This window comes from Polaromonas sp. JS666, assembly GCF_900103405.1.
In the GTDB taxonomy this organism is placed as follows: domain Bacteria; phylum Pseudomonadota; class Gammaproteobacteria; order Burkholderiales; family Burkholderiaceae_C; genus Polaromonas.
The window spans coordinates 803551-827732 of sequence record NZ_FNHX01000001.1 but is presented as its reverse complement, the minus strand read 5'-3'; the positions used below and the strand labels follow the sequence as shown (position 1 = coordinate 827732).

The following is a 24182-nucleotide window of genomic DNA, read 5'->3' as shown; positions in this document are numbered from 1 at the left end:
GAACACCATGAGCAAGCACACCGGAAAAAAAAGAATCGCTGTCATCGCGGGCGACGGCATCGGCAAGGAAGTCATGCCCGAGGGCGTGCGCGTGATGGAGGCCGCGGCCGTCAAATACGGCATTGACCTGCAGTTCGACCATTTCGATTTTTCGAGCTGGGACTATTTCGAGAAGCACGGCAAGATGCTTCCCGACAACTGGAAGGACCAGATCGGCGGCCACGATGCGATTTACTTCGGCGCGGTGGGCTGGCCCGAGAAGATCGCCGACCATGTCTCCCTGTGGGGCTCGCTGCTGCTGTTCCGTCGCGAGTTCGACCAGTACATCAACTTGCGGCCGGCGCGCCTGATGCCCGGCATCATCGCGCCCGTGGTGCGGCGCGACGGCAGTCCGCGCCAACCCGGTGAAATCGACTTTTACATCGTTCGCGAAAACACCGAGGGTGAATACTCCAGCATAGGCGGAAAGGCCTTTCCCGGAACCGACCGCGAGTTCGTGCTGCAGGAATCGGTGTTCACCCGCATCGGCGTGGACCGCGTGCTGAAGTTTGCGTTCGAGCTGGCGCAATCGCGGCCCAAGAAACACCTGACGAGTGCAACAAAATCCAACGGCATCTCGATTTCCATGCCTTACTGGGATGAACGCGTGGCCGAGATGGCGAAAAGCTATCCGGCCATCCAACTGGATAAATTCCATATCGACATCCTGACCGCGCATTTTGTGCAGCGCCCGGACTTTTTCGATGTGGTGGTGGCCAGCAACCTGTTCGGCGACATCCTGAGCGACCTGGGGCCGGCGTGCACCGGCACCATTGGCATCGCCCCCAGCGCCAACCTCAACCCCGAGCGAAAATTTCCCTCGTTGTTTGAGCCGGTGCACGGCTCGGCGCCCGACATCGCGGGGCGCAACATCGCCAATCCCATTGGCCAGATTTGGTGCGGTGCAATGATGCTGGAGTTCCTCGGTCACAAGGAAGCGCACGACGGCATACTCGCCGCGATCGAAAAAATATTGAGTCCCGAAAGCGGTGCACCGCGCACGCCCGACCTGGGTGGGAAGGCCGGAACGGCCGATGTCGGCAAAGCCGTTGCACAGGCGCTGGCCGGGTCGTAAATTCGTTGGAAAGCCGTGTTTTGTCAAGCATGAAAATTACACACCGTGCTTACGATTAAGTCGTGAAAGGGCTGAAAAAACGTCTAGAATCCGCCTCCGCACGTTGTAAAAACTTGCTGCTGTATTGACAGGTTAGAAGTCCATGGCTCTAATTGGAAGCAGCAGAAAACCTGCACAAGCCGCTCCCGCTGACGCTACACCACAGTGTCCCGGGAGATATTTTTTAGAGACAACCAGATTAACTTTTTATCAACGAGGGGCTCCTTGTGAACAAGACCGAACTGATCGAGCACATTGCCAAACATGCTGACATTTCCAAAGCTGCCGCCACGCGCGCACTGGAATCCACGATTGGCGCTGTGAAAACAACCCTGAAAAAAGGAGGCTCCGTGTCTCTGGTGGGTTTTGGCACTTTCGCGGTGGGCAAACGCGCTGCGCGCACCGGCCGTAATCCACGGACCGGCGATGCGATTAAAATCAAGGCAGCCAAGGTTCCAAAGTTCCGTCCGGGCAAAGCGCTCAAGGATGCTTTGAACTGACAAGAACGTTTGACGTGGGGTGCTTAGCTCAGTTGGTAGAGCAGCGCCCTTACACGGCGTAGGTCGGCGGTTCGAGCCCGTCAGCACCCACCACCCACGAGGAAAAAGGCGAACGAGGTTCGCCTTTTTTGTTGGTGGGCCCAGGTTGTCCGTTAGCAGTCGTACAGGAAATTCGAGATGTTTGATTTCGTTCGCAAGCACACCAAAATCGTCATGGTGCTGTTGTTTTTGCTGATTCTTCCGTCCTTTGTGTTGTTGGGCCTTGATGGCTATAACAAATCCAAGGACCAGACCGCAAAGGTGGCCAGGGTGGACGGCAAGGACATCATGCAGTCGGAGTGGGACCGCGCGCACCAGCGTGAAATGGATCAGCTCCGCAATTCCATGCCCAACCTGGACCCCAAGCTGCTCGATTCGCCCGAGGCGCGCTACGCCTCCCTGGAGCGGCTGGTGCGCGAACGCGTTGTCGCCGCGGCGGCCGAGAAGTTCAAGCTCACCGCGAGCAACGAGCGCCTGGCGCGCGAGCTGCAGCAAAGCCCCGAAATCGCCTCCCTGCGCCGCCCGGACGGTAGCCTCGACATGGAGCGTTATCGCCAGCTGTTGGCGGCCCAGGGCATGAGCCCCGAGATGTTCGAGGCCAATGTGCGCACCGACCTGTCGAACCGCCAGGTGCTGGCGGGTGTGGGCGCCAGTGGTTTCGCTTCCAATTCGGCCGCCGACATTTCGCTGAACGCCTACTTCGAAAAGCGTGAAATCCAGCTGGCCCGCTTCAACGCCGCCGACTTTGTCGCCAAGCTGAACCCTACGGACGCCGAGCTCGAGCAGTATTACAAGGCCAACGAAAAACTCTTCCAGGCGCCTGAACAGGCCAGCATTGAATATGTGCTGCTGGACATGGATGGTGTGGGCAAGGGCATTGCCGTCAACCCGGCCGACCTGAAAACCTATTACGAGCAAAATCTTCCGCGCTTTGAAGGCGAGCGGCGAGCCAGCCACATCCTGATTGCGTCCCCGAAGTCGGCCCCCGCAGCCGACCGTGAAAAAGCCAAGGCGAAAGCGCAGGAACTGCTGGCCTTGGTCAAAAAATCCCCCGACAGCTTCGCCGACATCGCGCGCAAGAATTCGCAGGACCCAGGCTCTGCAGCCAAGGGCGGCGACCTGGATTTCTTCGCCCGCGGTTCCATGGTCAAGCCTTTTGAGGATGCCGCTTTTGCCATGAAAAAAGGCGAGATCAGCGACATCGTCGAGTCCGAATTTGGTTATCACATCATCAAACTGACGGACGTCAAGCAACGCAGCTTTGAAGAGCTGCGCCCGGAACTTGAGGCCGCCATGAAAAAGCAGGAAGCCCAAAAGAAGTTCGCTGAATCGGCCGATGTCTTTACCAACGCGGTGTATGAGCAGGCCGAGAGCCTCAAGCCGGCGGCAGACAAGCTGAAGCTGGAGATCAAGTCGGCGGCGAACGTGACGCGCCAGCCCCAGGTCGGCGCGACTGGCGTGTTGGCAAACGCCAAATTCCTCAACGCCTTGTTTGCCCCGGATGCGATCGAGAAAAAACGCAACACCGAAGCCATTGAAGTGGGGCCCAGCCAGCTGGCTTCGGGCCGCATCGTGCAGTACGCCCCCGCGCATACCCGCCCCCTGGCCGAAGTCAAAGACACCGTGCGCCAGCGCTGGCTGGCCCAGCGTGCCGCGGAAGAGGCTCGCAAGGAAGGCGTGGCCAAGCTGGCCGCGTGGAAAGCCGCTCCCGCGTCGGCGACGGGCCTGGCCGCGCCGGTCGTGGTGTCCCGTGAACAGACGCAGAAACTGCCTATCCCGGTGATCGATGCCGCGCTGCGCGCCGATGTTGCCGCTTTGCCGGCTTTTGCGGGCGTAGATCTCGGGAGCCAGGGCTACGCCATCGTCAAGGTCGAGAAGGTGGTTCCCCGTGACGCACCGGTTGAAGCGGCCGCCAAACAGCAGCGCGACCAGTATGCGCAGTGGTGGACGTCGGCGGAAAGCCTGGCGTATTACAACAGCCTGAAAGACCGTTTCAAGGCGGAAATCCTGGTTCCCAAGCCTGTCCCGGCCAAGGCAAATGCAGAAGAAGTCGTGACCCAATAAAGAAGCGGCGGCTTTGCCGCTATAATGCAGGGCTCCGGTGGCTGTAGCTCAGTTGGTAGAGTCCAGGATTGTGATTCCTGTTGTCGTGGGTTCGAGCCCCATCAGCCACCCCAATATCTGAAATCCCGCGTGCCCTTTGGTACGCGGGATTTTTTCCTTGGGCTTGCCGCATTCACAATTCGAAACGCGGACCCCGACTGTGTGCGGCAAGATACAGATGCTGGCAGCTGTTTCCAGCTGTGTGTCCGCCACTTCAGCCCCTCCACCAGGTTTTCTCGCAAATTTCGGGAGAGCCGTCTTCTACGACAGGAACGCCTTGTTTCAGAGATTTGGTCATTTCGCCTCGGCCAGACAGTGCTTGATCCGCTTGCCGGCCATTTTGCTGGTCACGGCGCTGTGGACGGCCGGCGCGCATGCGGCCGATACCTGGCTCACCATCACCGGTGATCCCGCCAATTCCGCGAGCCATTACGTCCAGGTCAACGTGGCCGCCATCGAGGTCAAGGAGGACCAGCGGATCATCCCGGTGCGCATCAACCGTGCCATGCAGTGGGCCCCCGCCGGCGAAGCCCTTCAATTTCGCTCGGTGGTGACCCAGGTGCAGATCGATTGCACGCAGCAAATCGCCCGTTATGTGAAGGCGGCTTTTTATGCCCAGCCGGATTTTCGCGGGGAGCCTTTCAGGATCACCACCTATGCCGGGGACGATATGCGCCCGATGATCTTCAAGGACAGTGACGACGATCCCAATGCGCGCATCGTCAAGGCTGCCTGCAGCGTCGGGAACGTGACCAACAATTAGCCACGGATGCAGCTCTGAGGGACCGCCGAGCTCTTGGAACGCTCAGTTGACCATGACCAGCTTGCCCTTGACACCGCGCGAGCCCATGTGGGCATAGGCGGCCTTGAGCTCGGCCATGGGCATGGTGCGGTCTATCACCGGCTTGATCTTGCCCTGCGCGTACCAACCCGCCAGTTCAGCCATCATGGCGGCATTGGCCTTGGGCTCGCGTTTGGCAAAGTCGCCCCAGAATACCCCCACGATGGAGGCGCCCTTGAGCAGCGTCAAGTTCAGCGGCAGGGCGGGGATGGGGCCCGAGGCGAAGCCGACGACCAAATACCGGCCGCGCCAGGCGATGGAGCGGAAGGCCGGTTCGGCAAAGTCGCCGCCCACCGGGTCATAAATCACGTCCGGCCCCTTGCCGTCGGTCAGGGCTTTGATTTCATCGCGCAGGTTCTTGCTGCTGTAGTTGATGGTGGCATCCGCGCCTATGGAGGTGCAGAGTGCGCATTTCTCATCGGTGGAGGCGGCCGCGATCACGCGCGCGCCGGCAGCCTTGGCGATCTGGATGGCGGCGGTGCCCACGCCGCCAGCGGCGCCCAGCACCAGCACGGTTTCACCCGCCTTGAGCTGCGCGCGGTCCATCAGGGCATGCCAGGAGGTGGCATAAATCATGATGAACGCGGCGGCATCCACATAAGAAAAGCCCGGAGGCAACGGCATGCACAGGGCTGCCGGCGCGATGGTGTGCGTGCCAAAGCCGCCTGTGCCCGAGAGGCAGGCGACGTTTTGCCCTACCTGGAGGTGCTTGACGCCTTCCCCCACGGCCTGGACGACGCCGGCGTACTCGGAGCCCGGCACAAAGGGCAGGGGCGGCTTGATCTGGTATTTGTTCTGCACGATCAGCAGGTCGGGAAAGTTCAGGCTGGCCGCCTTGATTTCAATCAGGACTTCGCCGGCCTTGGGTTGTGGCGTGGGCAGCTCTTTCCAGGTCAGGGCGTCTACGCCGGTGGGATTTTCACAAAGCCAGGCTTGCATGAGATGTCTCCGATGAAGTGAAGGTATGAAGGCGGCGGTACGCTTGAAGGAGCGGAAACCGCGCAGGGCGGCGCCTTGACTGCATCATAGGCAAAGCAGGGGCGCTCGCCAGTCCCAATGAGGTCCGGGCTGTCACGGCCGTGACCGTAAAATCACCCCATGAAAATTCTCATCTGCAACGACGACGGTTACCAGGCTTCCGGCATCATCGCCCTCTACGAAGCGCTTAAAACCGTTGCGGATGTCGAGGTCGTGGCGCCCGAGCAGAACAACAGCGCCAAATCCAACGCGCTGACCTTGCACTCGCCGATGTATGTACAGACGGCGGCCAACGGTTTTCGCTACATCAACGGCACGCCCGCCGACTGCGTCCACATCGCGCTGACCGGCCTGCTGGGCTACCGGCCCGACCTGGTGGTGTCCGGCATCAATAATGGCGCCAACATGGGCGACGACACGATTTACTCCGGCACGGTGGGCGCGGCCATGGAGGGCTATTTGTTCGGCATCCCGTCCATTGCCTTTTCTCAGACTGAAAAAGGCTGGGCCCACATCGATGTCGCGGCCAGGCGCGCGGCCGAGCTGGTGCGGCAACTGATCCCCTCGCTGGAAAATGTGGCCGAGGGCACGGAACCCACGGTGCCGCCGTGGCTGCTCAACGTGAATATTCCCAATCTGCCTGACGATGAGATCCGTGGCATGAAAGTTTGCCGCCTGGGGCGCCGCCATGCGGCCGAGCGTGTCATCATGCAGACCAGCCCGCGCGGCGAGACCATGTACTGGATAGGCGGCGCGGGACCCGCGAAGGAAGCCGGTGAGGGCACCGACTTCCACGCGACCAGCCAGAAGTTTGTCTCCGTCACACCGCTGCAAGTGGATTTGACCGACCATGAGCGCCTGCCTTACTGGGCCCAGACCGCCGCCCGGTTGAGCGAGACGCGCTGAAGGGCGGATGCATGAAATCCAGCCTCAAGCCTCCTTTTAATCTCGCTGCAGCCAAGCCCGCCTCGAAGGTGCCGGAAGGCGCGACGCGCCCGTCCTTTCCGGTGCGTCTCAAGCCCGATGCTGGCGTCCCATCGGCGACCCGATTGGGCGCGGCCAATGTCCGCCCCGCGGTGCCTGAGGGCTCCAACTTGGCGAAGAAGGCCGCAATCAGCGCCTCTTCCGCGCGGCCAGGCGGTGTCGGGCTGGACTCGCAGGCTGTGCGTGCGCGCATGGTGGCCAAGCTCGCGGCGCAAGGCGTCAGCGATGCGCAGGTATTGGCTGCCATGGGCCTGGTGGAGCGCCATCGATTTGTCGACTCCGCGCTTGTCAACCAGGCCTACGAAGACACCAGCCTGCCGATAGGCCTGGGCCAGACCATCTCCAAGCCCAATGTGGTGGCCCGCATGCTTGAGCTGCTGCGCCACGGGGCAGCGGGTGGCGCGGGAAAACTGGGCAGGGTGCTGGAGATCGGCACCGGCTGCGGCTACCAGGCCGCGGTGCTCAGCCACCTGGCCACGGAGGTCTACAGCATAGAGCGGCTGCGCGGCCTGCATGACAAAGCCAGGGAGAACCTGCGGACTTTACGCCTGCCCAATCTGCACCTGCTCTTTGGGGATGGCATGATGGGCTATGCCAAAGGCGCGCCTTATGCGGCCATCATCGCGGCGGCGGGTGGTGAAGCCATCCCCGCGGCCTGGATAGACCAGCTGGCCGTGGGTGGCCGCCTGGTGGCGCCCATGCAAACGGCCGGCGGTGCCCAAGCGCTGGTGGTGCTGGACAAAACCCCCCAGGGCGTGCGGCAGACCTTGCTGGAAGCCGTTCACTTTGTGCCTTTAAAATCGGGGACAAGCTAAGCCGGGGCCCACAGAGGCGCAGACCGGCATCATGAAGAAATAAGTCCGATAAACCAGACGCGCCCTTCGGGCCTTGCGGCTCAGGCAAGTCAGCCAAGATTGAAGACGAAAGAAACAATGAATCAAACCGTAAGGTCGAACAGGATAGCGACTCTGCCTGCCACCCGCTCCATGCCTGGCAGGCTGGGCCTGTCCTGCATGCTTGCTGCCGTGTTGCTCATGGCAGGTTGCGCTTCGCGTTCCCCCACCAACGCGCCGGTGGAAGACCGCGGAACCTTCGGAGCGCGCCCAACGCCGGGCGCTGTGGATCCCGGCAACGTCAAGCAACTGCCCGGCTTTGAGAACGCCGGTAAACCCGGCTACTACACGGTCAAGCCCGGCGACACCATGATCCGCATCGGCCTGGAGAACGGCCAGAACTGGCGCGACATCGTGCGCTGGAACAACCTTGAAAACCCCAACATCATTGAAGTGGGGCAGGTGCTGCGCGTCGTGCCGCCGACCAATGAGAACCCCTTGGTCGTGACCCGCCCGGTGTCACCCGGCTCGGCCCCCGCGTCCAGCACGGCACCCGCACAGGCCGCCAGCGCCGCCAAACCTGCATCCGCACCTGCCAATGCCAGCCCGGCACCGGCCGCGACAGGGGGTGATGAAGACATCGCCTGGATCTGGCCGGCGCAGGGCCCCATGGTGGCGGGCTTTGACGAAGCCAAAAACAAGGGCCTCGATATTTCCGGCAAGGCCGGCGATGCGGTCGTGGCCTCCGCCGACGGGCGTGTGGTGTATGCGGGTGCCGGCTTGCGCGGCTACGGCAACCTGGTCATCCTCAAGCACAACAACACCTTCCTCACGGCCTATGCGCACAACCAGACGCTGCTGGTGAAGGAAGACCAGAACGTCAAGAAGGGCCAGAAGATCGCCGAGATGGGCAACAGCGACGCGGATCGCGTGAAACTGCACTTTGAGATTCGCCGCCAGGGCAAACCGGTGGACCCGGCCAAATACCTGCCAGCCAAATAAGCGCGCTGCGTGCAGGCAAAAGGAGCCCGGCGACCGCCCGGCTCCTTTTTCTTTGCCTACCGTTTGTGGGCCCCTCAGCGAGGATCCACGATCTCGTCGTAGCCGCGGCCCTTGAACTCCAGCAGGTCCAGCCCGTGGCCGAATGGGTCGGCCAGCCCGGCGATGCGTCCCCAGGCACGATCGGCCACCGGCATCTCCAGTACCGCGCCGCAGCGCTGCAGCCGTGCCACTGCGGCATCGATGTCTTCCACTACAAAATCCAGGTGAACCGGCGTCCAGTGCCGGCTGTAATTGCGCACACCTTCGCTTGCGCTGACGGGCCTGGTGCCCGGCGCGTTGAAGAGCAGGTCTATGGGGCTGCCGGCACCCAGGATTTCCACAAAATCACTCTTGAAACGGCGGCCGACCCGCAGCCCCAGTCCCTGGGTGTAGAACGCGATGGCGCGCGCCATGTCATCAACGTCTATGCAGATGCGAAGTTCCATGCGGCATTCCTTTCGGTGGTCCGGAAAATGGTAGCGCAGCCTGAGACAATCGGTGCATGACAGAAGAAAGCCCCATCACCAAGCCCGCCGCTGCTGCAGACTATCTGCCTGACCTGCTGGAGGTTGAGTCGCTCGACATCGACGCCCAGGGCATTGCCCATCGGGCCGACGGCAAGGTGGTGTTCATCGAGGGTGCCTTGCCTTTTGAGCAGGTGACGGCCAACGTCTACCGCAAGAAGAGCAGCTTTGAAAAAGCCGTGGTCATGGCCATCCACCGTGAGTCGTCCCAGCGCGTGCGCCCGGCCTGCCCGCATTTCGGCATGCACACCGGCGCCTGTGGCGGCTGCAAGATGCAGCACCTGCACGCGGGCGCGCAGGTGGCCGTGAAACAGCGAGTGCTGGAAGACAACCTTCGGCACATCGGCAAGCTCAGGGCGGACAACCTGCTGCGCCCGATTGAAGGGCCGGCCTGGGGCTACCGCTTCCGCGCGCGGCTGTCGGTGCGTTATGTGCGCAAAAAGGGAACAGTGCTGGTGGGTTTCCATGAGCGCAAAAGCAGCTACGTGGCCGACATGGTCGAGTGCCATGTGCTGCCCCGCCATGTCAGCGACATGCTGGTGCCGCTGCGTGAGCTGATCGGCGGCATGGACGCGAAAGAAACCCTGCCGCAGATCGAGCTGGCGTGCGGCGACGACGTGACGGCCATGGTGCTGCGCCATATGGAACCCCTCAGCGCAGGCGACCTGGCACGCTTGCGCGCCTTTGCCGCGGCCCACCCGGGCCTGCAGTGGTGGCTGCAGCCCGGCGGGCTGGAGACGGTGAAGCTGCTGGACGATGCGGCGCAGCAACTGAGCTACGGCCTGCCCGAATTCGGCATCACCATGCCTTTCAAGCCGACCGACTTCACCCAGGTCAATCCGCAGATCAACCAGGCGCTGGTGTCGCGGGCCCTGCGCCTGCTGGCCGTGCAACCGGATGAGCGGGTGATTGACTGGTTTTGCGGCCTGGGCAACTTCACGCTGCCACTGGCCACACGCGCCCGGGAGGTGCTGGGTATCGAGGGCAGCGAAGTGCTGGTGGCCCGGTCCCGTGAAAACTTTGAAAGAAACCGGGCGGCATCTCCCGTCCGCCGGGCATTGGCTCCTACCCGGTTTGTGGCACGCAACCTGTTTGAAATGACCCCGGCCATGCTGGTCAAGGACGGCGCCGCCGACAAATGGCTGGTAGACCCGCCGCGCGAAGGGGCGTTCGAGTTGTTCAAGTCCTTGGCGGCCCTGGAGCAGCAGATCGCGAGCGGCGTTCCCTGCGACGACGGCGAGCACCAGCAAAGCCTGGCCCTGGACGGCTGGACGCCGCCCAGGCGCATCGTTTACGTGAGCTGCAATCCGGCCACCCTGGCACGCGATGCGGGTGTGCTGGTGGCCGGCGGCGCCTGGCACTGCACGGCGGCCGGCGTGGTCAACATGTTTCCGCATACGGCGCATGTGGAGTCCATTGCGGTATTCGAGCGAACATAAAAAAAGGAGCCCAGGAGGCTCCTTTTTTCGAGGCGGGCGTTTTTAGTCGCTGTCGCCGCCGAAGATCCCCAGCAGGGCCAGCAGGCTCTGGAAGATATTGAACAGGTCCAGGTAAATGGCCAGGGTGGCGCTGATGTAGTTGGTTTCGCCGCCGTCAATCACCTGTTTCAGGTCATACAGCAGGTAGGCGCTGAACACCGCGATGGCCAGGGTGCTGATCACCGCCATCATCATGGTCGAGCCGATAAACACGTTGATGATGGCCGCCACCATGATGACCAGAGCGCCGGCAAAGAGCCATTTGCTCATGCCGCTCAGGTCGCGCTTGATGACGGTGGCCAGGCTGGCCATCACGAACATCACGCCGGCGGTGCCGGCAAACGCCGTCATCACCAGCGAGGAACCATTGCTGAAGCCCAGCACGATGGCAATCAGGCGAGAGAGCATCAGGCCCATGAAGAAGGTAAAGCCCAGCAGCACGGGCACGCCGGCGGCCGAGTTCTTGGTCTTCTCAATGGCAAAAATAAAGCCGAATGCTCCGCCCAGGAACACGATCAGGCCCAGTCCGCCTGTCAGCGAACGGGTGATACCGGTCGCCACGCCCAGCCAGGCGCCCAGCACAGTGGGCAACAGGCTCAGGGCCAGCAACCAATAGGTGTTGCGCAGGACCTTGTTGCGTTGCTCGACGCTTGTGGCAACGCCATAGTCGAGGGTTTGAACATTGTCAGTCATGAGAGTCGTCTCCAGGGCGCCAGCAAATGCGGGCAAGATTATTTTAGGGTGCATTGCCGTTTTTCCAGTCCGCACTTCCTACTTTTTGTAAGGGTTCTATAAGCTAATTTGGCGGCAATGGGTTTGAAGGAGGGCCTCGAATTTGCGTATGCTCGGTGTCTTTGCCATCAACGGAAAATCCTGAAGACCATGAAATCAAAAGCAGTGCTTGAATTCGCAGACGTCAAAACCATCGCCGCGGCCGCCGAGGCGGAAGCCCTCAAGAACAACTGGGCCGTGACCATCGCCATCGTCGACGACGGTGGTCATTTGCTGCACCTGCAGCGCCTGGACGGCGCACCGCCGATTTCCTCGCACCTTGCGCCTGCCAAGGCCAACACCGCCGCCATGGGCCGCCGTGACAGCAAGATCTACGAAGACGTCATCAACGGCGGGCGTATGTCTTTCCTGTCGGCACCTTACCTTCATGGCATGCTGGAAGGCGGTGTGCCCATCATGAAGGACGGCCAATGCATTGGTGCCGTGGGCGTGAGCGGTGTGAAATCCAGTGAAGATGCGCAGATCGCGCGCGCAGGCATGGCCGCCATTGGGCTCTAAAGTTCGCTTGCCAGGGGGCATGAAAGCCGACCGCAGGGTCGGCTTTTTTTGTGGGTATGAGCCTGATATCGAGGAAAAAAAGCCTGGCTAAACAACTCCGGGGAGTCTGTGGCTGGCTAAAAACGACCTTGGGAGCTTGGTAGCCCCGGATCGCCCCACGATGAAACTCTTGATGAAAAACTGTGCTGAAACCTGTGTGCGACCTTATTTGGTCAAAATCAATTTGCCCAGGCGCGTGGCTTGTAGCCGGTAGGTGGCGCCGTTGTGGTTAATTTCCACGGCCTTTTGTCCGCGCAGGATTTCCGTGCTGTTGACCGTGGCCGCAGGACTGCCCTGGCCGCCCGAAGCGGTCTCTGTGTGCACGGGCGCGCGCGCAGGAAGGCTTAAGGTGTTGGAGGGGGGCAATGCGATGGACATGGTTTAAACCTGTTTGGGTTTCGTTGAGTTAATGATAACCATTCTCATTTGAAAGTCAAGCGAGTTTGGGCTGCGAAGTGTTTTCTTTTTGTGTCAAAGGAGAAGGCCCGCCGTGCGGTTTAGGTGGCAGGCCTTGATCAGTTTTGATCAGTTCTTGGGTTCGGTGATAAAGCCGATCTTGCGCAGTCCGGCCTGTTGCGCCGCCGCCATTGCCTGGGCCACGCGTTCATAGCGAACCGATTTGTCGCCGCGGATGTGCAACTCGGGTTGCGGGTTATGGGCTGCCGCGGCCTTGAGCTGAGTGCCCAACTCTTCATCGGTGATCTTGGTTTCATTGAGGAAATAGCTGCCTTCAGCGTCCACGCTCAGGCGAATCGTTTCCGGCTTGATGTTCTGCGCTTCGTTGGAGGCGCGCGGCAGGTCGATGTTGACGGAATGCTTCATCACGGGGACCGTGATGATGAAGATGATGAGCAGCACCAGCATGATGTCCACCATGGGCGTCATGTTGATCTCGTTCATCACGTCATCGCTGTCGTCTTGGGTTCCAAAGGCCATGGTGCTTCTCGGTCGCTGAATAGGGAGCCCCGCGTTACAGGTCGCGGGGGGCTGTTTGGATGGGGCTCAGGCCTTTTTCATGGCCACGACGTTGGCCTGGCCGCCGGCGCTCACGCGGGCGCCGGTCACGAAATAGGCATGCAGGTCGTGCGCGAAGCGGTTGAGCTTTTGCAGAACGCCCTTGTTGCCGCGCACCAGCGCGTTGTAGCCCAGCACCGCGGGAATGGCTACGGCCAGGCCCAGGGCCGTCATGATCAGCGATTCGCCGATGGGGCCAGCCACCTTGTCAATCGTCGCTTGGCCGGCCGCGCCTATGGACAGCAGCGCATGGTAGATGCCCCACACGGTGCCGAACAGGCCAACGAAGGGCGCGGTTGAGCCGACGGAGGCCAGTATGGCCAGGCCGGACTGCAGCTTGCCGGTGAATTCGTCGATGGTGTTGCGCAGTGTGCGCGTGACCCAGTCGCTCACGTCCAGAGCGTCATGCAGGTGCGCCTTGGTGTTGCGGTGGTGCAGGGTGGCTTCGCGGCCTTCCAGGGCCAGCTGGCGGAAGGGGTTGGTTGGGTCGCCGCCGAGCTTGGTGAGGCCGGCCGCGAAATCCTCGCTATGCCAGAAGTCTTCGGCCGCGCGGGCGATCTTTTTGTATTTGATGAGGTCCAGCGACTTGATGATGATGACCATCCACGAGGCCAGCGACATCACCAGCAGCAGCACCGCCACTGATTTGGTGACGATATCGCCCTGGCTCCAGACGTTGGCAAGGCCGAATTGGGAATTCATGAATCAATACTCCACGGGTTTAAAAAGTTAGTTAGTCCATAACGAAAATGACGGGCACCTCAACCCATGTTTCCTGAGGTACGCCGCCGCGCTTGCTCGGCACAAAGCGCCACTTCAAGACGCCATTGACAGCTCCCTGGTCAAGCCGGTCAAAGCCGCTGGACTTAAGGACCTCAGATTTCTTGACCTGTCCGTCAACGCCAACGAGCACGCGCACCATCACCTTGCCTTGTTCACCCCGTCGTCTGCTGATGGGTGGGTAGGGCGGTTTGGGGTTGTACAGGTAGTCAGCGTCGCTGGAAGGCAATTGCACAGCGGCAGGCGGTGCAACGGGTGCCACGGGTGCCACGGCAACGGGTGCCGGCGGTAGCGGCGGCGCGACCACGCCAGTCGGTGCGTTTGGCGACGGCGTTGGGTCCGTGATGGCCAGAGGCTGGGGCGCTGGCTGCACGGGCGCTTTGGCGATGGCTTTTTTCTGAACCGGGGGCGTAGGCGGCGTTGGGGGAACGGGTTCCACCTTGGGGGCTGGCGGGTCGACGAACTGCGTCAGGATTTCCACAGGCACCACGATTTCCGCGGCGCGCATCAGCAGGCCGCTCTGCAGTGCCCAGATGAAGCCGATGTGCAGGCCGACCACGACCAGGGCGATCACGGCATTCCGGCTCAGGGGCTGGCGTGGCGCGGGCGGGCGCGGGGCGGTGGAAAAGGTGGCGGTCATCGGGAAATGGTGGGTAGGCGAAGGGCCGCGAATGTGTCGCGGTCCGGTTCTAACGATGTTTGAGCAGAATCAGCGGCGGAAGATCCACCACGTGGAAGCTACCACCAGGACCAGGCTGGCAGGAAGTGCCGCGATCAGGCTTGGGGTGAGTGTTGCAAGATGTTCCATGGGCCGCCTTCCTGTGTATGGGTGGCAAGCTTGATGTTGGCGGTCGGGCAGCTGTTGCTGCACTGCGCCACCACGTCACGGGCGCAACCTTCGCACTGGCCGCACTGGGTGGCCACGCCGAGTTCGAACTGAATCTCGTCAAAGCCCAGGCCCGCACGGGCATGGCGGACGATTTCGCGGTCGGAGATACGGCGGCAGACACAAACAATCATGGAGTGGCTTGGCTGGGGATTGATTCAATCGATGCGTAGATTATAAATGCGAATCTGTCGCATTTGCAATCTTAAGGGGCATTATTTCGATACAGGGCTGCCGCCGGCACACCATTCACCGTCCAGCGTAGCCTGGAAATCCCGCTGAGCAATGACTGTCAAGCCTTTGATGCTATGAATTTTGTAGTGTTCGGGCGGGGCACGGCCGCGCTCCCCGGCCCCAAAAGGCCCCCAGCGGTAGGGGTGATGTCCGGCGAGGCCTTTAGACTTCAGCCCACATGCGCAGCAGGTTGTGATAGCAGCCGGTCAGGCGCACCACTTCCGGGCTTTCGGCGGCGCCTTGGGCCGCGCGTTCCAGGTCTTTCTGGCGCAGCGAGGTGATGGCCATGTCCATCTCGTACAGAAGCCGGCGCTGGGCATCGGAGCGGACCATGCTTTCGATCCAGAAAAAGCAGGCCAGCCGTTCGCCGCGCGTGACCGGCTCAACGCGGTGCACGGAGGTGCCCGGGTACATGACCAGGTCACCGGCCTCGAATTTGATGCGCTGTTCGCCATAGGTGTCCTGCACCACCAGCTCGCCGCCGTCATAGCTGGCCGGATCGCTCAGGAACAGCGTGCAGGAGATGTCGGTGCGGACATGGCGCGCCGTGGCCGCATGCGTGCGCACGGCATTGTCGATGTGGTTGCCGAAGTTGTTGGCGTCGCCGCCGTAGCGGTTGAACAGCGGCGGATAGACCGATTTGGGCAGCGCCCCAGTGACGAACATGGGGTTGCGGGCCAAGGCCACCGACACGATATGGCGCGCCTGCTGGGCGGCCGGCAATTCTTCGGGCAGTTGCCGGTTGTTCTTGACGGTACCGCTCTGGCTGCCGGCGGTGATGCGGCCGTCGGCCCAGTCGGCGCCCAGGATCAGCTCGCGGACCTGCGCGAGTTCGTCGGGCTGGAGGGCTTGATGAATGCGAAGCAGCATGGAGGAATCTCCGGAAAGATCGCTGAAATGAAAAAGGCACCCGGAGTATCCCCCAGGTGCCCAAAACCTTGAAAAAATTCGCTTCTTCGAATCAGAACTTGCTGGTCAGCGTCACACGCACGCTGCGTGCGTCGCCGGGCGCGGCGAAACCGCGGTACAGCGTGTTGTAGTAGACCTTGTCGAAGAGGTTGTCGATGTTCAGCTTGACGGTATTGCCTTCGCTGATGCGGTATTCCACCAGCGCGTCGGCTTTGACATAGCCGGGTGCGCGGTTGAAGGTGGTGACGCTGTTGGCCGGCTTGTTGGTGCTGACGGCAGTGAAGCCGCCGCCGATGCGCCACTTGTCGCCTATGCGGTAAGTGGTGAACAGGTTGGCCTGGCGGCTTGGGCTCAGGCCCGGGTTTTGGCCCACCTCGGCTTGGCTTGCCGGACTGCTGCCGGATTGGTCGATCCTGGCTTTGAGGAAGCCAATGCCCGCAAAAATATCCCACTGGGGCGTGATTCGGCCTGCGACTTCGAATTCGAGGGCGTCGGTATGGCGTTTGCCGGACAAAATATAGGAATCAAATGGGCTTGGGCCCGTTGTGTCGGTGTTGCGCTCGTTGTATTTTTCAGTGCGTGCCAGTGCGGCGCGCAGTGACAGGTCACCGCCATAGAGTTCCCATTTGGCGCCGATTTCCATATTGCGGCTGCTCTCGGGCGGTGTATTGGCCGATTGCGCATCAAACTGGTAGAGATCGCCCTGGGTATTGAAGGAGGTGCCATACGCCGCGTAATAGCTCACTTCTTCCGTCGGCTGGAACATCACGCCCAGACGTTTGCTGAGCAATGTGTCCGATCGCTTCAGACGAGTATTGTTGGGTGCGGCATTTCCAGAGCGGTCGAAGTCTCCCCGGAAGTTATCGATCCGAAGCCCACCCACCAGTTTCCAATAAGGGGTAAGTTCAAGGGTGTCCTGTCCGTAAAGCCCCAGCGTGGTGGCTTTGAATTGCGTTGCGACACGATCCGTGAGATTGCCACCGATACCTGCGCTGATCGGGTTTCCAACCGTGGTCGAGGGTTTTGGCGTGAGCGCGTTGGTTATGGACGGATAGGTGGATCGGCTGGAGTTCTCAACCGCATATTCAGCGCCGACAAGAATGCTGTTTTTGCGTCCAAACCAGTTGGTGCTTGTCAGGTAGTCCGTCTGCAGGAAGGTGTGATGCTCCTTGCCCGACTTGGAGTTATTGCTACGGTTGACCACCGTGTTCGGATTCAGGTTGAAGATCGTGGTGCCCGCGGCGAAACTGGACTGCGTGGCCCACATGGCGCGTGAGTAATAACCGTCGCGTAGCGTGGTCTTCAGGCTGCTGCCATCGGCCCAGCGGTGCGTGTGCGACAGCGTCAGAGCATCGGCCTTGTCATTTTGAAAGTCGGTGTTCAGGCCATACCAGTATTTGTTGGTCGGCGAGGGCGCGGGACGGCTATTGAGCCACGCAAAACCCCAGTCGGGTTTGTCGTTGTAATGCAGGTGGTAGTAGCTGATTTCAAATTCGTTGGCCGTGCCGATGCCGAAACGGTAGTCCACCGCCAGGCCGCGGCGGTGGGTGGAGGCGCTGGCGTTTTCGCCGCGGCCATCGCCGTCGGTGGCCATGGCGTTGATGCGCAAGGCCGCATCGTCGTCCAGTTTGAAGTTGAAGTCGCCCTGGTAGCGCTGGTAGCCCTTGGTGCCGACAGTGGCGTTCACCTCGTGTTCGGTGATCAGGCGCGCCTGCTTGCTGACCTGGTTGATCACGCCGCCGGTGGAGCCGCGGCCGAACAGCATGGAGGCTGCGCCGCGCAGGACTTCCACGCGCTCGGTGTTGAAATTGTCGCGGTTGTACTGCGCGATGTCGCGCATGCCGTCCAGGTAAATGTCGCCCGCCGCGCTGAAGCCGCGCAGGCGGATGTTGTCGCCGACGCGGCCGCCTTCGCCGGCTTCAAACGTGATGCCGATGACGTTTTCCAGGGCGCTCTTGAAGCTGTCCTTGCCCTGGTCGTGCATCAGCTTTTCATTGACGACCGTCAGCGATTGGGGGATGTCCTTGGCCGCCACGGGCATCTTGCCGACGCTGGTGATGCCGCTCTGGTAGGTTTGGTTCTCGCGGTCGCGCGTGCCTGTGACCGTGACGGGCGCCAGGGTTTTTCCCTCGGCCTGTGTGGAGGTCGTGGTGCTTGCGGCGGCGGGGGCCGGGGCGGCGCTTTGCGCCCATCCGGACACTGATACAGCCAGCATCAGCGCGCCCAGCGGCAGCAGGGCTTTGTCGGAGGATGAGGCAGAAGCCGCTGGCGCGGCGAGAGGGGCGAAGCTGTTGGTACCGGCATTGCGGTTCTTTTTGTTGCGCGCAGTTTTTGCGGCGCGAGCGGACGGGTGTGCCAAGATGGCCTCCAAGCAAGGTCCGGCCTGTGGCAGGCGGACCGGGTTCAGGAAAAAGCTTGGCTGGCCCGAAATCACCGAAAAGGGACGCGAGTTGGCTGGCTCGAAAAGATCGCTCGAAGTTTATCTCAAATGATAATGATTCGTAATATCTTGTTTCTGAACGATGAAGAATTGGGTGCCGCAAGGCTTGTTTTTGTGGCAAAAATGCAAAACCGAGGGACCAAAGCGGATTGCAAGACGGGGTCGCGCGGGAATGAGACAGGCGGCACAAGCTGCCGAAACGACGACGGGGCCCACAGGCCCCGTATTTTGTTGAGCCGCACCAAAGGTGCGGGCTTGCCGCCAGGGCTTAGCTGATCTCGCCCATCTGGCTTTGCAGGTAGTTCTGCATGCCGACCTTGGCGACCAGCTCGATCTGGGTTTCCAGAAAGTCGATGTGCTCTTCGGTGTCGTCCAGGATCTCCTGCAGCAGGTCGCGAGAGACGTAGTCGCGCACGCTTTCGCAGTGGGCGATGCCGTCCTTGATCGTCGCCTGCGCGCCGGTTTCGGCTTTCAGGTCGCAGTTCAGGGCTTCCAGCACGTCCTCGCCGATCAGCAGCTTGCCCAGGTCCTGCAGGTTGGGCAGGCCGTCGAGCATGAAGATGCGGTCCATCAGCTTGTCGGCGTGTTTCATTTCGCCGATGGATTCCTCGTATTCCTTCTTGGCCAGCTTGTCCAGGCCCCAGTGCTTGTACATGCGGTAGTGCAGAAAGTACTGGTTGATGGCCGTCAGTTCATTCTTGAGCTGCGCCTGCAGATGAGCGATGACTTTTGCGTCGCCTTTCATGGGAATTCCTTATCGTTGTAGTTCGGATCGCCCATTGTCACTGGCCGCAGCTCGCAACTCAAGCATTCCCCCGCTGGCGCGGTCTGCTTGCGTTTGATTGTGAGAACCGTTCGTATTGCTGCGGGGCCGGCGTTCAGCGCTCGGCGAAGGCGCGCTCCACCACGAAGTGGCCGGCATGCTGCATATTGCCCTCTTCCAGACCCTGGGCTTCCAGCATGGCCTTGATGTCGCGCAGCATGTCGGGGCTGCCGCACAGCATCAGGCGGTCGTTTTCCGTCGAGATCGCCGGCAAGCCGAGGTCGCTGTAGATCTTGCCCGACTGCATGAGCTCGGTGATGCGACCCTCGTTGCGAAAGCGCTCGCGCGTCACGGTCGGGTAGTACATCAGCCGGCCGCGCACCAGTTCGCCCAGGAACTCATGCTCATGCAACTCGTGCTCGATCAGCCCGCGGTAAGCCAGCTCGGCGCTGGTGCGGCAGCCGTGCACCAGCACCACGCGCTCAAAGCGCTCGTAGGTGTCGGGGTCCTTGATCAGCGAGAGGAAGGGTGCCAGGCCGGTGCCAGTCGCCAGCAGCCACAGCGTCTTGCCGGGCAGCAGGTTTTGCAGCAGCAGCGTTCCGGTGGGCTTGCGGCCCACCAGGATGTCATCGCCAGGCTTCAGGTGTTGCAGCCGGGAGGTCAGCGGGCCGTTGGCCACCTTGATGCTGAAAAATTCCAGTTGGTCTTCATGGTTGGCGCTGGCTACGCTGTAGGCGCGCATCAATGGCTTGCCGTCGACGGGCAGGCCGATCATCGTGAACTGGCCGTTGACGAAACGAAAGCCGGGATCGCGCGTGGCAGTGAAGCTAAAGAGCGTATCGGTCCAGTGGTGGACGGAAATAATGCGTTCGGTGTTAAAGGCGCTCATGAGAAAAAGGAAGAAGGAAAGAACGAAAAGTAGTTTGGACAATGCAAGAGGGCAGGAGGCCCGCCGCGCACTCCTTCAGTTCAGCCTTCAGATCGTGCGTGAGCAGCGTCGTATTTTATCGCCTGCGCGAAGCTGTCGTTCGCGAGCCCTGCGACGCCATGCCGGCGCCAAGGTCTCGCTGCTGCTCAGCGCCCGTCCGGTTTGCGGGGCACCCACGCGAACCAGGCCATCACGGCGACCGGCAGGCCCAGGCTCAACCAGGCCCACCAGTCGCCCCAGCCGTCGGAGACCAGTGCGCTCAGCAAGCCGCTGGTGCTAAGCAGGCCTAGCATCAGGGGCCAGCGCCAAAGGCGCCAGAAGGAGTTCGTCAATGCGTTCATGCGGCACCGTCCGGTGCTTTGCGGCCGAGGGCGCGCGGCTCTGGCACATGTGTGGTCGTGGTTGGTTTCGCCGCCGGGTTGCGGCGCTTGATCCACAGGTAGAGGCCGCTGCCCAGCACGACGATGGTGGCGATGTCCAGCAGCGCCCAGAGGATTTGCATGGGCATGCCGCCGTAATCGCCGAAGTGCAGCGGCTGCGATACCAGCAGCGCGGTGAGGTACCAGGGCAGCGGCGGGCTGGCGGTGAGCGCATTGGTACCCGCATCCACCAGCACCGGCTTGAGCAGGCGTGAATTGAAAGGCTCATTGCCGCGCAGGAACACCGTGTAGTGGTGCGGGCTGGAAAACGTCGTGCCCGGAAAGGCGATGAAAGCCATCTTCATATCGGGGGCGAGCGCGGTGGCCGACGATGCCGCCTGCTGCACCGAGGCCAGCCGAGCCGGCGGCTTTTGCCCCTGGTAAGGTGCCAGCAGCGCGCTGAGCTGGTCGTACTGCCAGTATTTGATCACCAGATCGGCCCAGGTGTTGATCATCCCGGTGGCGCCCACGGTGAAGGCCCACACCAAAGTCACGATGCCCAGCAGGTTGTGCAGGTCCAGCCATCTGGCGCGCGGCCGGCTTTGCCGCACGGCGCCGAACTCCAGCTTGCGCATAAAGGGTGCGTACAGCACCACGCCCGAAACAATCGCCAGCAGCAGCAAGAGGCCCATCAAGCCCAGGAACAGCTTGCCGGGCAGCCCGGCGAACAGGTCCACATGCAGCTTGAGCATGATGTACATAAAACCTTCGTCGAACTTCGGCTGCGCCAGCACTGCGGCGCTGCGCGCATCGACAGCGACGGTTTTGTTGCCGACCTCGGAGGTCGGCGTGTCACCCAGCGTGACGTACCAGAAGCGGTCGTCGTCGATCTCGTGTGAGGCGAACATGGGCACCTTGCCCGGGTGCAAGGCCTGCGCCACCTGCATCACCTTGTCGAGGCTGGCGCGCGGCGTGTCTTTGGGGAGGTCTGGCACTTCCACTTCAGTACCCAATAAATGGCCGATCTCATGGTGAAAAATCAGAGGCAGCCCGGTCAGGCACAGCAGCAGCATGAAGACCGTGCAGACCAGGCTGCTCCATTTGTGGATCCAGGTCCAGGTTTTGACCTTGCGGCTGTTCATCGTAGTTCTCCTTCATGCCTAGAAACGGTAGGTGGTGCACATCAGCTTCGGCCGTGCGGCGCTGGGGGTGTGCAGGCCGTGCCGCCATCCTGGAGCGCGGTGGCCAGGGAAAGAACGCTGAACGGGGCCAGGCGGCGTGTGGTGCACGTCAAGTTCGAGCTGGACAAGTCAAAACTCCGGGGAGGAACGCCAGGAAACTGGCGTGCACACGTCGGCCCGATGCGCCACGGCGAGTGGCGGAAATTCAGGAGCCGCGTGGGCAGGTTGTTGGCTTGCTGCGCCTGGCAGCGCGAGAGGCTGCTGGGATGTCTGGCTAGCGGAAGAGAACAAAGGGAAAGGGCGCTGCGGACTATAGCATCAATGAGAGTAATTCTCATCTGAAAGACGCTAGGGTTCGTCCGGTTTTTGGCGGGATTCCCGTCCTGTGACGCAAAAAAAAGCCGCCCGGTCGGGGCGGCTTTTTGGCTTTCAGCGCTTCATCATGCCAAGGGCTTATTGCGCAGCGATGGGGCTGCGGATCAGGTAGTCGAAGGCGCTGAGGGCGGCCTTCGCGCCTTCACCGGCCGCGATGATGATCTGCTTGAAGGGCACCGTCGTCACGTCGCCGGCCGCGAACACGCCGGGTACCGAGGTCTGGCCCTTGGCGTCGACGATGATCTCGCCGTGTTTCGACAACTCGACCGTTCCTTTGAGCCAGTCGGTGTTGGGCACCAGGCCGATCTGGATGAACACGCCTTCGAGCGCCACGGTTTTCAGTTCGCCGCCGGCGCGGTCCTTGTAGACCAGGCCGTTGACCTTTTGGTCGCCGGTGATTTCGGTGGTCTGCGCGTTGGTGATCACCGTGACGTTCGCCAGGCTGTTCAGCTTGCGCTGCAGCACGGCATCGGCGCGCAAAGCGGTGTCGAACTCGATCAACGTCACATGGCCGACGATGCCGGCCAGGTCGATGGCCGCCTCGACGCCCGAGTTGCCGCCGCCTATGACCGCCACGCGCTTGCCCTTGAACAATGGGCCGTCGCAGTGCGGGCAGTAGGCCACGCCTTTGTTCTTGAACTCATGCTCGCCGGGCACGTTGATGTTGCGCCAGCGCGCGCCGGTTGAAATCACGATGGACTTGCTCTTGAGCGAAGCGCCGTTTTCAAGCTGGACTTCGATCAGGTTTTTGTCCGGACCGCTGTTCGGGATCAAGGCCTTGGCGCGCTGCAGGTTCATGATGTCCACGTCGTAATTGCGCACGTGCTCTTCCAGCGCGTGGGCGAATTTGGGCCCTTCGGTTTCCTTGATGGAAATGAAGTTCTCGATGCCCATGGTGTCTAGCACCTGGCCGCCGAAACGTTCCGAGGCCACGCCGGTGCGTATGCCCTTGCGCGCGGCATACACGGCAGCGGCTGCGCCGGCGGGGCCGCCGCCGACGATCAGAACATCGAAGGCTTCCTTCTTGTCGATGATCTTGGCTTCGCGTTCCACACCGCTGGTGTCGATCTTGGCGAGGATTTCTTCCAGGCTCATGCGGCCGTTGCCGAACATGGTGCCGTTGAGGAAGACCGTGGGCACGCCCATGATCTCGCGCTCCTTCACTTCGTCCTGGAAGGTGCCGCCCTCGATCATCGTGGTCTTGATGCGCGGGTTCTGCACCGCCATCAGGTTCAGGGCTTGCACGACATCAGGGCAGTTGTGGCAGGTCAGCGAGACATACACCTCGAAGTCGAAATCGCCGTCGAGTGCGCGGATCTGCTCCAGCACGGCCTGCTCGACCTTGGGCGGGTAGCCGCCGACCTGCAGCAAGGCAAGGATCAGCGAGGTGAATTCATGGCCCATGGGCAGGCCGGCAAAACGCGGGCCGTGGTTTTCGCTCGGACGGTTGATCGAGAACGAGGGCTTGCGGTGATTGTCGTCGCGGCTTTCCGTTAGCTTGACCAGCGGCGAGGCCCCGGCGACGTCCTTGAGCAGCGACAGCACTTCGCCGGAGGCTTCGCTCTCGTCGAGCGAGGCAACGATTTCGATCGGTTGCGTGGCGCGTTCGAGGTAGCTTTTCAGTTGGGCTTTGGTGGCGTCGTCGAGCATGGGGGACTCACTTTCAATGGCAAAACGGGATCAAAAGGGAACAAAAAAGCCCGGGACGGCACACATGTGCCGGGCCCCCGGGCCTTGTCAGGAGGGCAGCAGGGCGCTTAGATCTTGCCGACCAGGTCGATGGACGGGGCGATGGTCTTGGCGCCTTCGTTCCACTTCGCGGGGCAAACCTGGCCGGGGTGGGCTGCCGTGTATTGGGCCGCCTTCAGCTTGCGCAGGGTTTCCTTGACGTCGCGTGCGATCTCGTTGGAGTGCACTTCGGCGGTCTTGATGACGCCTTCGGGGTTGATCACGAAGGTGCCGCGCAGTGCCAGGCCTTCTTCGGGAATGAACACGTCAAAGGCCTTGGTCAAGGTGTGAGTCGGGTCGCCCACCAGCGGGAACTTGGCCTTGCCGACGGCGGGGGAGGTTTCGTGCCAGACCTTGTGCGAGAAATGGGTGTCGGTGGTCACGATGTAGACCTCTGCACCGGCCTTCTGGAATTCGGCGTAGTTGTCGGCGGCATCTTCGACTTCCGTGGGGCAGTTGAAAGTGAATGCAGCCGGCATAAAGATCAGGACCGACCATTTGCCCTTCAGCGATTCGTCGGAAACGTCGATGAACTTGCCATTGAGAAAAGCTTGGGTTTTGAAGGGCTGGACTTGGGTATTGATCAGGGACATCTAGATGGATTCCTATAGGTGATGAAAAAAGGCTAAAACTTGCCGGCGAATCGATAGTATATAACTTTTAACTACTCATAAACGATTGATATTGACTATTGATTGGATAGGTGCGATGCGGCTTGTCCGGCCGCTATCTTTGCCGCTCCCTGTGACTTCATGGTGACCCATGACACAGCGGGAGACGCG

25 protein-coding genes and 2 tRNA genes are annotated in these 24182 nt (G+C 61.4%); 11 read left to right on the top strand and 16 right to left on the bottom strand.

Annotation, left to right across the window (positions count from 1 at the left end):
• Positions 1–7: 7 nt before the first annotated feature.
• The 6 genes from BLQ85_RS04070 to BLQ85_RS04045 all read left to right on the top strand — a co-directional run bounded on the left by BLQ85_RS04070 (position 8) and on the right by BLQ85_RS04045 (position 4558).
• Entirely contained in the window at positions 8–1114 is a 1107-nt protein-coding gene (locus BLQ85_RS04070) for a tartrate dehydrogenase (RefSeq protein ID WP_074574987.1), read from the top strand.
• A gap of 266 nt (positions 1115–1380) precedes the next feature.
• On the top strand, positions 1381–1653 hold the full coding sequence (locus tag BLQ85_RS04065) for an HU family DNA-binding protein (RefSeq protein ID WP_007874140.1): 273 nt from the start codon (positions 1381–1383) through the stop codon (positions 1651–1653).
• A gap of 17 nt (positions 1654–1670) precedes the next feature.
• A tRNA-Val gene (locus BLQ85_RS04060) sits at positions 1671–1746 on the top strand.
• An 84-nt stretch (positions 1747–1830) separates the two neighbouring features.
• Positions 1831–3756: a SurA N-terminal domain-containing protein gene (locus BLQ85_RS04055; protein ID WP_074574985.1), complete on the top strand. Its 1926-nt coding sequence runs from the start codon at positions 1831–1833 to the stop codon at positions 3754–3756.
• 37 nt (positions 3757–3793) lie between these two features.
• Positions 3794–3869, top strand: a tRNA-His gene (locus BLQ85_RS04050).
• Between the two features lie 245 nt (positions 3870–4114).
• Positions 4115–4558: a surface-adhesin E family protein gene (locus tag BLQ85_RS04045; protein WP_074574983.1), complete on the top strand. Its 444-nt coding sequence runs from the start codon at positions 4115–4117 to the stop codon at positions 4556–4558.
• A gap of 42 nt (positions 4559–4600) precedes the next feature.
• On the opposite strand, the gene BLQ85_RS04040 is transcribed toward BLQ85_RS04045, so the two are convergent.
• Positions 4601–5575: an NADPH:quinone oxidoreductase family protein gene (locus BLQ85_RS04040; RefSeq protein ID WP_074574981.1), complete on the bottom strand. Its 975-nt coding sequence runs from the start codon at positions 5573–5575 to the stop codon at positions 4601–4603.
• Positions 5576–5734: 159 nt separating this feature from the next.
• Here BLQ85_RS04040 and surE point away from each other — a divergent pair, with 159 nt between their 5' ends.
• From surE to BLQ85_RS04025, 3 genes are all read left to right on the top strand, one after another.
• Complete coding sequence (gene surE, locus BLQ85_RS04035; protein ID WP_074574980.1) at positions 5735–6520, top strand: 5'/3'-nucleotidase SurE; 786 nt, start codon at positions 5735–5737, stop codon at positions 6518–6520.
• Between the two features lie 11 nt (positions 6521–6531).
• Positions 6532–7413 (top strand): protein-L-isoaspartate(D-aspartate) O-methyltransferase, encoded by an 882-nt coding sequence (locus BLQ85_RS04030; RefSeq protein ID WP_254779682.1) that lies wholly within the window; start codon positions 6532–6534, stop codon positions 7411–7413.
• A gap of 171 nt (positions 7414–7584) precedes the next feature.
• Positions 7585–8433 carry a peptidoglycan DD-metalloendopeptidase family protein gene (locus BLQ85_RS04025; protein ID WP_074574975.1) on the top strand — a complete coding sequence of 283 codons (849 nt, stop codon included), beginning with the start codon at positions 7585–7587 and terminating at the stop codon, positions 8431–8433.
• A gap of 74 nt (positions 8434–8507) precedes the next feature.
• Here BLQ85_RS04025 and BLQ85_RS04020 read toward each other — a convergent pair whose 3' ends face one another.
• Positions 8508–8918 (bottom strand): VOC family protein, encoded by a 411-nt coding sequence (locus tag BLQ85_RS04020; protein ID WP_074574973.1) that lies wholly within the window; start codon positions 8916–8918, stop codon positions 8508–8510.
• Between the two features lie 56 nt (positions 8919–8974).
• Here BLQ85_RS04020 and rlmD point away from each other — a divergent pair, with 56 nt between their 5' ends.
• Positions 8975–10435, top strand: coding sequence for a 23S rRNA (uracil(1939)-C(5))-methyltransferase RlmD (gene rlmD, locus BLQ85_RS04015; protein WP_074574972.1), 1461 nt, complete (start codon positions 8975–8977; stop codon positions 10433–10435).
• A 42-nt stretch (positions 10436–10477) separates the two neighbouring features.
• On the opposite strand, the gene BLQ85_RS04010 is transcribed toward rlmD, so the two are convergent.
• The gene (locus BLQ85_RS04010; RefSeq protein ID WP_074574970.1) at positions 10478–11167 is read right to left on the bottom strand and encodes a Bax inhibitor-1 family protein; all 690 of its coding nucleotides are present in this window, start codon (positions 11165–11167) and stop codon (positions 10478–10480) included.
• A 189-nt stretch (positions 11168–11356) separates the two neighbouring features.
• Between BLQ85_RS04010 and BLQ85_RS04005 the strand changes: the two genes are divergently transcribed.
• On the top strand, positions 11357–11764 hold the full coding sequence (locus BLQ85_RS04005; protein WP_074574968.1) for a GlcG/HbpS family heme-binding protein: 408 nt from the start codon (positions 11357–11359) through the stop codon (positions 11762–11764).
• A gap of 204 nt (positions 11765–11968) precedes the next feature.
• On the opposite strand, the gene BLQ85_RS04000 is transcribed toward BLQ85_RS04005, so the two are convergent.
• The 13 genes from BLQ85_RS04000 to ahpC form a co-directional block, all read right to left on the bottom strand.
• Positions 11969–12181, bottom strand: a complete 213-nt coding sequence (locus BLQ85_RS04000; RefSeq protein WP_139200880.1) for a hemin uptake protein HemP — start codon at positions 12179–12181, stop codon at positions 11969–11971.
• 147 nt (positions 12182–12328) lie between these two features.
• Entirely contained in the window at positions 12329–12739 is a 411-nt protein-coding gene (locus BLQ85_RS03995) for an ExbD/TolR family protein (protein ID WP_074574966.1), read from the bottom strand.
• Positions 12740–12805: 66 nt separating this feature from the next.
• Complete coding sequence (locus tag BLQ85_RS03990) at positions 12806–13519, bottom strand: MotA/TolQ/ExbB proton channel family protein (RefSeq protein ID WP_007874172.1); 714 nt, start codon at positions 13517–13519, stop codon at positions 12806–12808.
• Positions 13520–13550: 31 nt separating this feature from the next.
• Entirely contained in the window at positions 13551–14237 is a 687-nt protein-coding gene (locus BLQ85_RS03985) for an energy transducer TonB (RefSeq protein WP_074574964.1), read from the bottom strand.
• Between the two features lie 134 nt (positions 14238–14371).
• Positions 14372–14617 carry a (2Fe-2S)-binding protein gene (locus tag BLQ85_RS03980; protein ID WP_074574963.1) on the bottom strand — a complete coding sequence of 82 codons (246 nt, stop codon included), beginning with the start codon at positions 14615–14617 and terminating at the stop codon, positions 14372–14374.
• 262 nt (positions 14618–14879) lie between these two features.
• Positions 14880–15587: a Fe2+-dependent dioxygenase gene (locus tag BLQ85_RS03975; protein WP_074574961.1), complete on the bottom strand. Its 708-nt coding sequence runs from the start codon at positions 15585–15587 to the stop codon at positions 14880–14882.
• 91 nt (positions 15588–15678) lie between these two features.
• The gene (locus BLQ85_RS03970; RefSeq protein WP_139200879.1) at positions 15679–17985 is read right to left on the bottom strand and encodes a TonB-dependent receptor; all 2307 of its coding nucleotides are present in this window, start codon (positions 17983–17985) and stop codon (positions 15679–15681) included.
• 349 nt (positions 17986–18334) lie between these two features.
• Positions 18335–18811 (bottom strand): bacterioferritin, encoded by a 477-nt coding sequence (gene bfr / locus BLQ85_RS03965; protein ID WP_074574959.1) that lies wholly within the window; start codon positions 18809–18811, stop codon positions 18335–18337.
• Positions 18812–18944: 133 nt separating this feature from the next.
• Complete coding sequence (locus BLQ85_RS03960) at positions 18945–19718, bottom strand: ferredoxin--NADP reductase (protein ID WP_074574957.1); 774 nt, start codon at positions 19716–19718, stop codon at positions 18945–18947.
• A gap of 185 nt (positions 19719–19903) precedes the next feature.
• Positions 19904–20098 carry a hypothetical protein gene (locus BLQ85_RS03955; protein WP_074574954.1) on the bottom strand — a complete coding sequence of 65 codons (195 nt, stop codon included), beginning with the start codon at positions 20096–20098 and terminating at the stop codon, positions 19904–19906.
• Complete coding sequence (locus BLQ85_RS03950; RefSeq protein ID WP_074574952.1) at positions 20095–21258, bottom strand: PepSY-associated TM helix domain-containing protein; 1164 nt, start codon at positions 21256–21258, stop codon at positions 20095–20097. Before BLQ85_RS03950 ends, BLQ85_RS03955 begins: the two co-directional genes overlap by 4 nt.
• A gap of 492 nt (positions 21259–21750) precedes the next feature.
• Positions 21751–23322, bottom strand: coding sequence for an alkyl hydroperoxide reductase subunit F (gene ahpF, locus BLQ85_RS03945; protein WP_074574950.1), 1572 nt, complete (start codon positions 23320–23322; stop codon positions 21751–21753).
• Between the two features lie 107 nt (positions 23323–23429).
• Positions 23430–23993 carry an alkyl hydroperoxide reductase subunit C gene (gene ahpC / locus BLQ85_RS03940; RefSeq protein WP_007874200.1) on the bottom strand — a complete coding sequence of 188 codons (564 nt, stop codon included), beginning with the start codon at positions 23991–23993 and terminating at the stop codon, positions 23430–23432.
• Between the last annotated feature and the right edge of the window lie 189 nt (positions 23994–24182).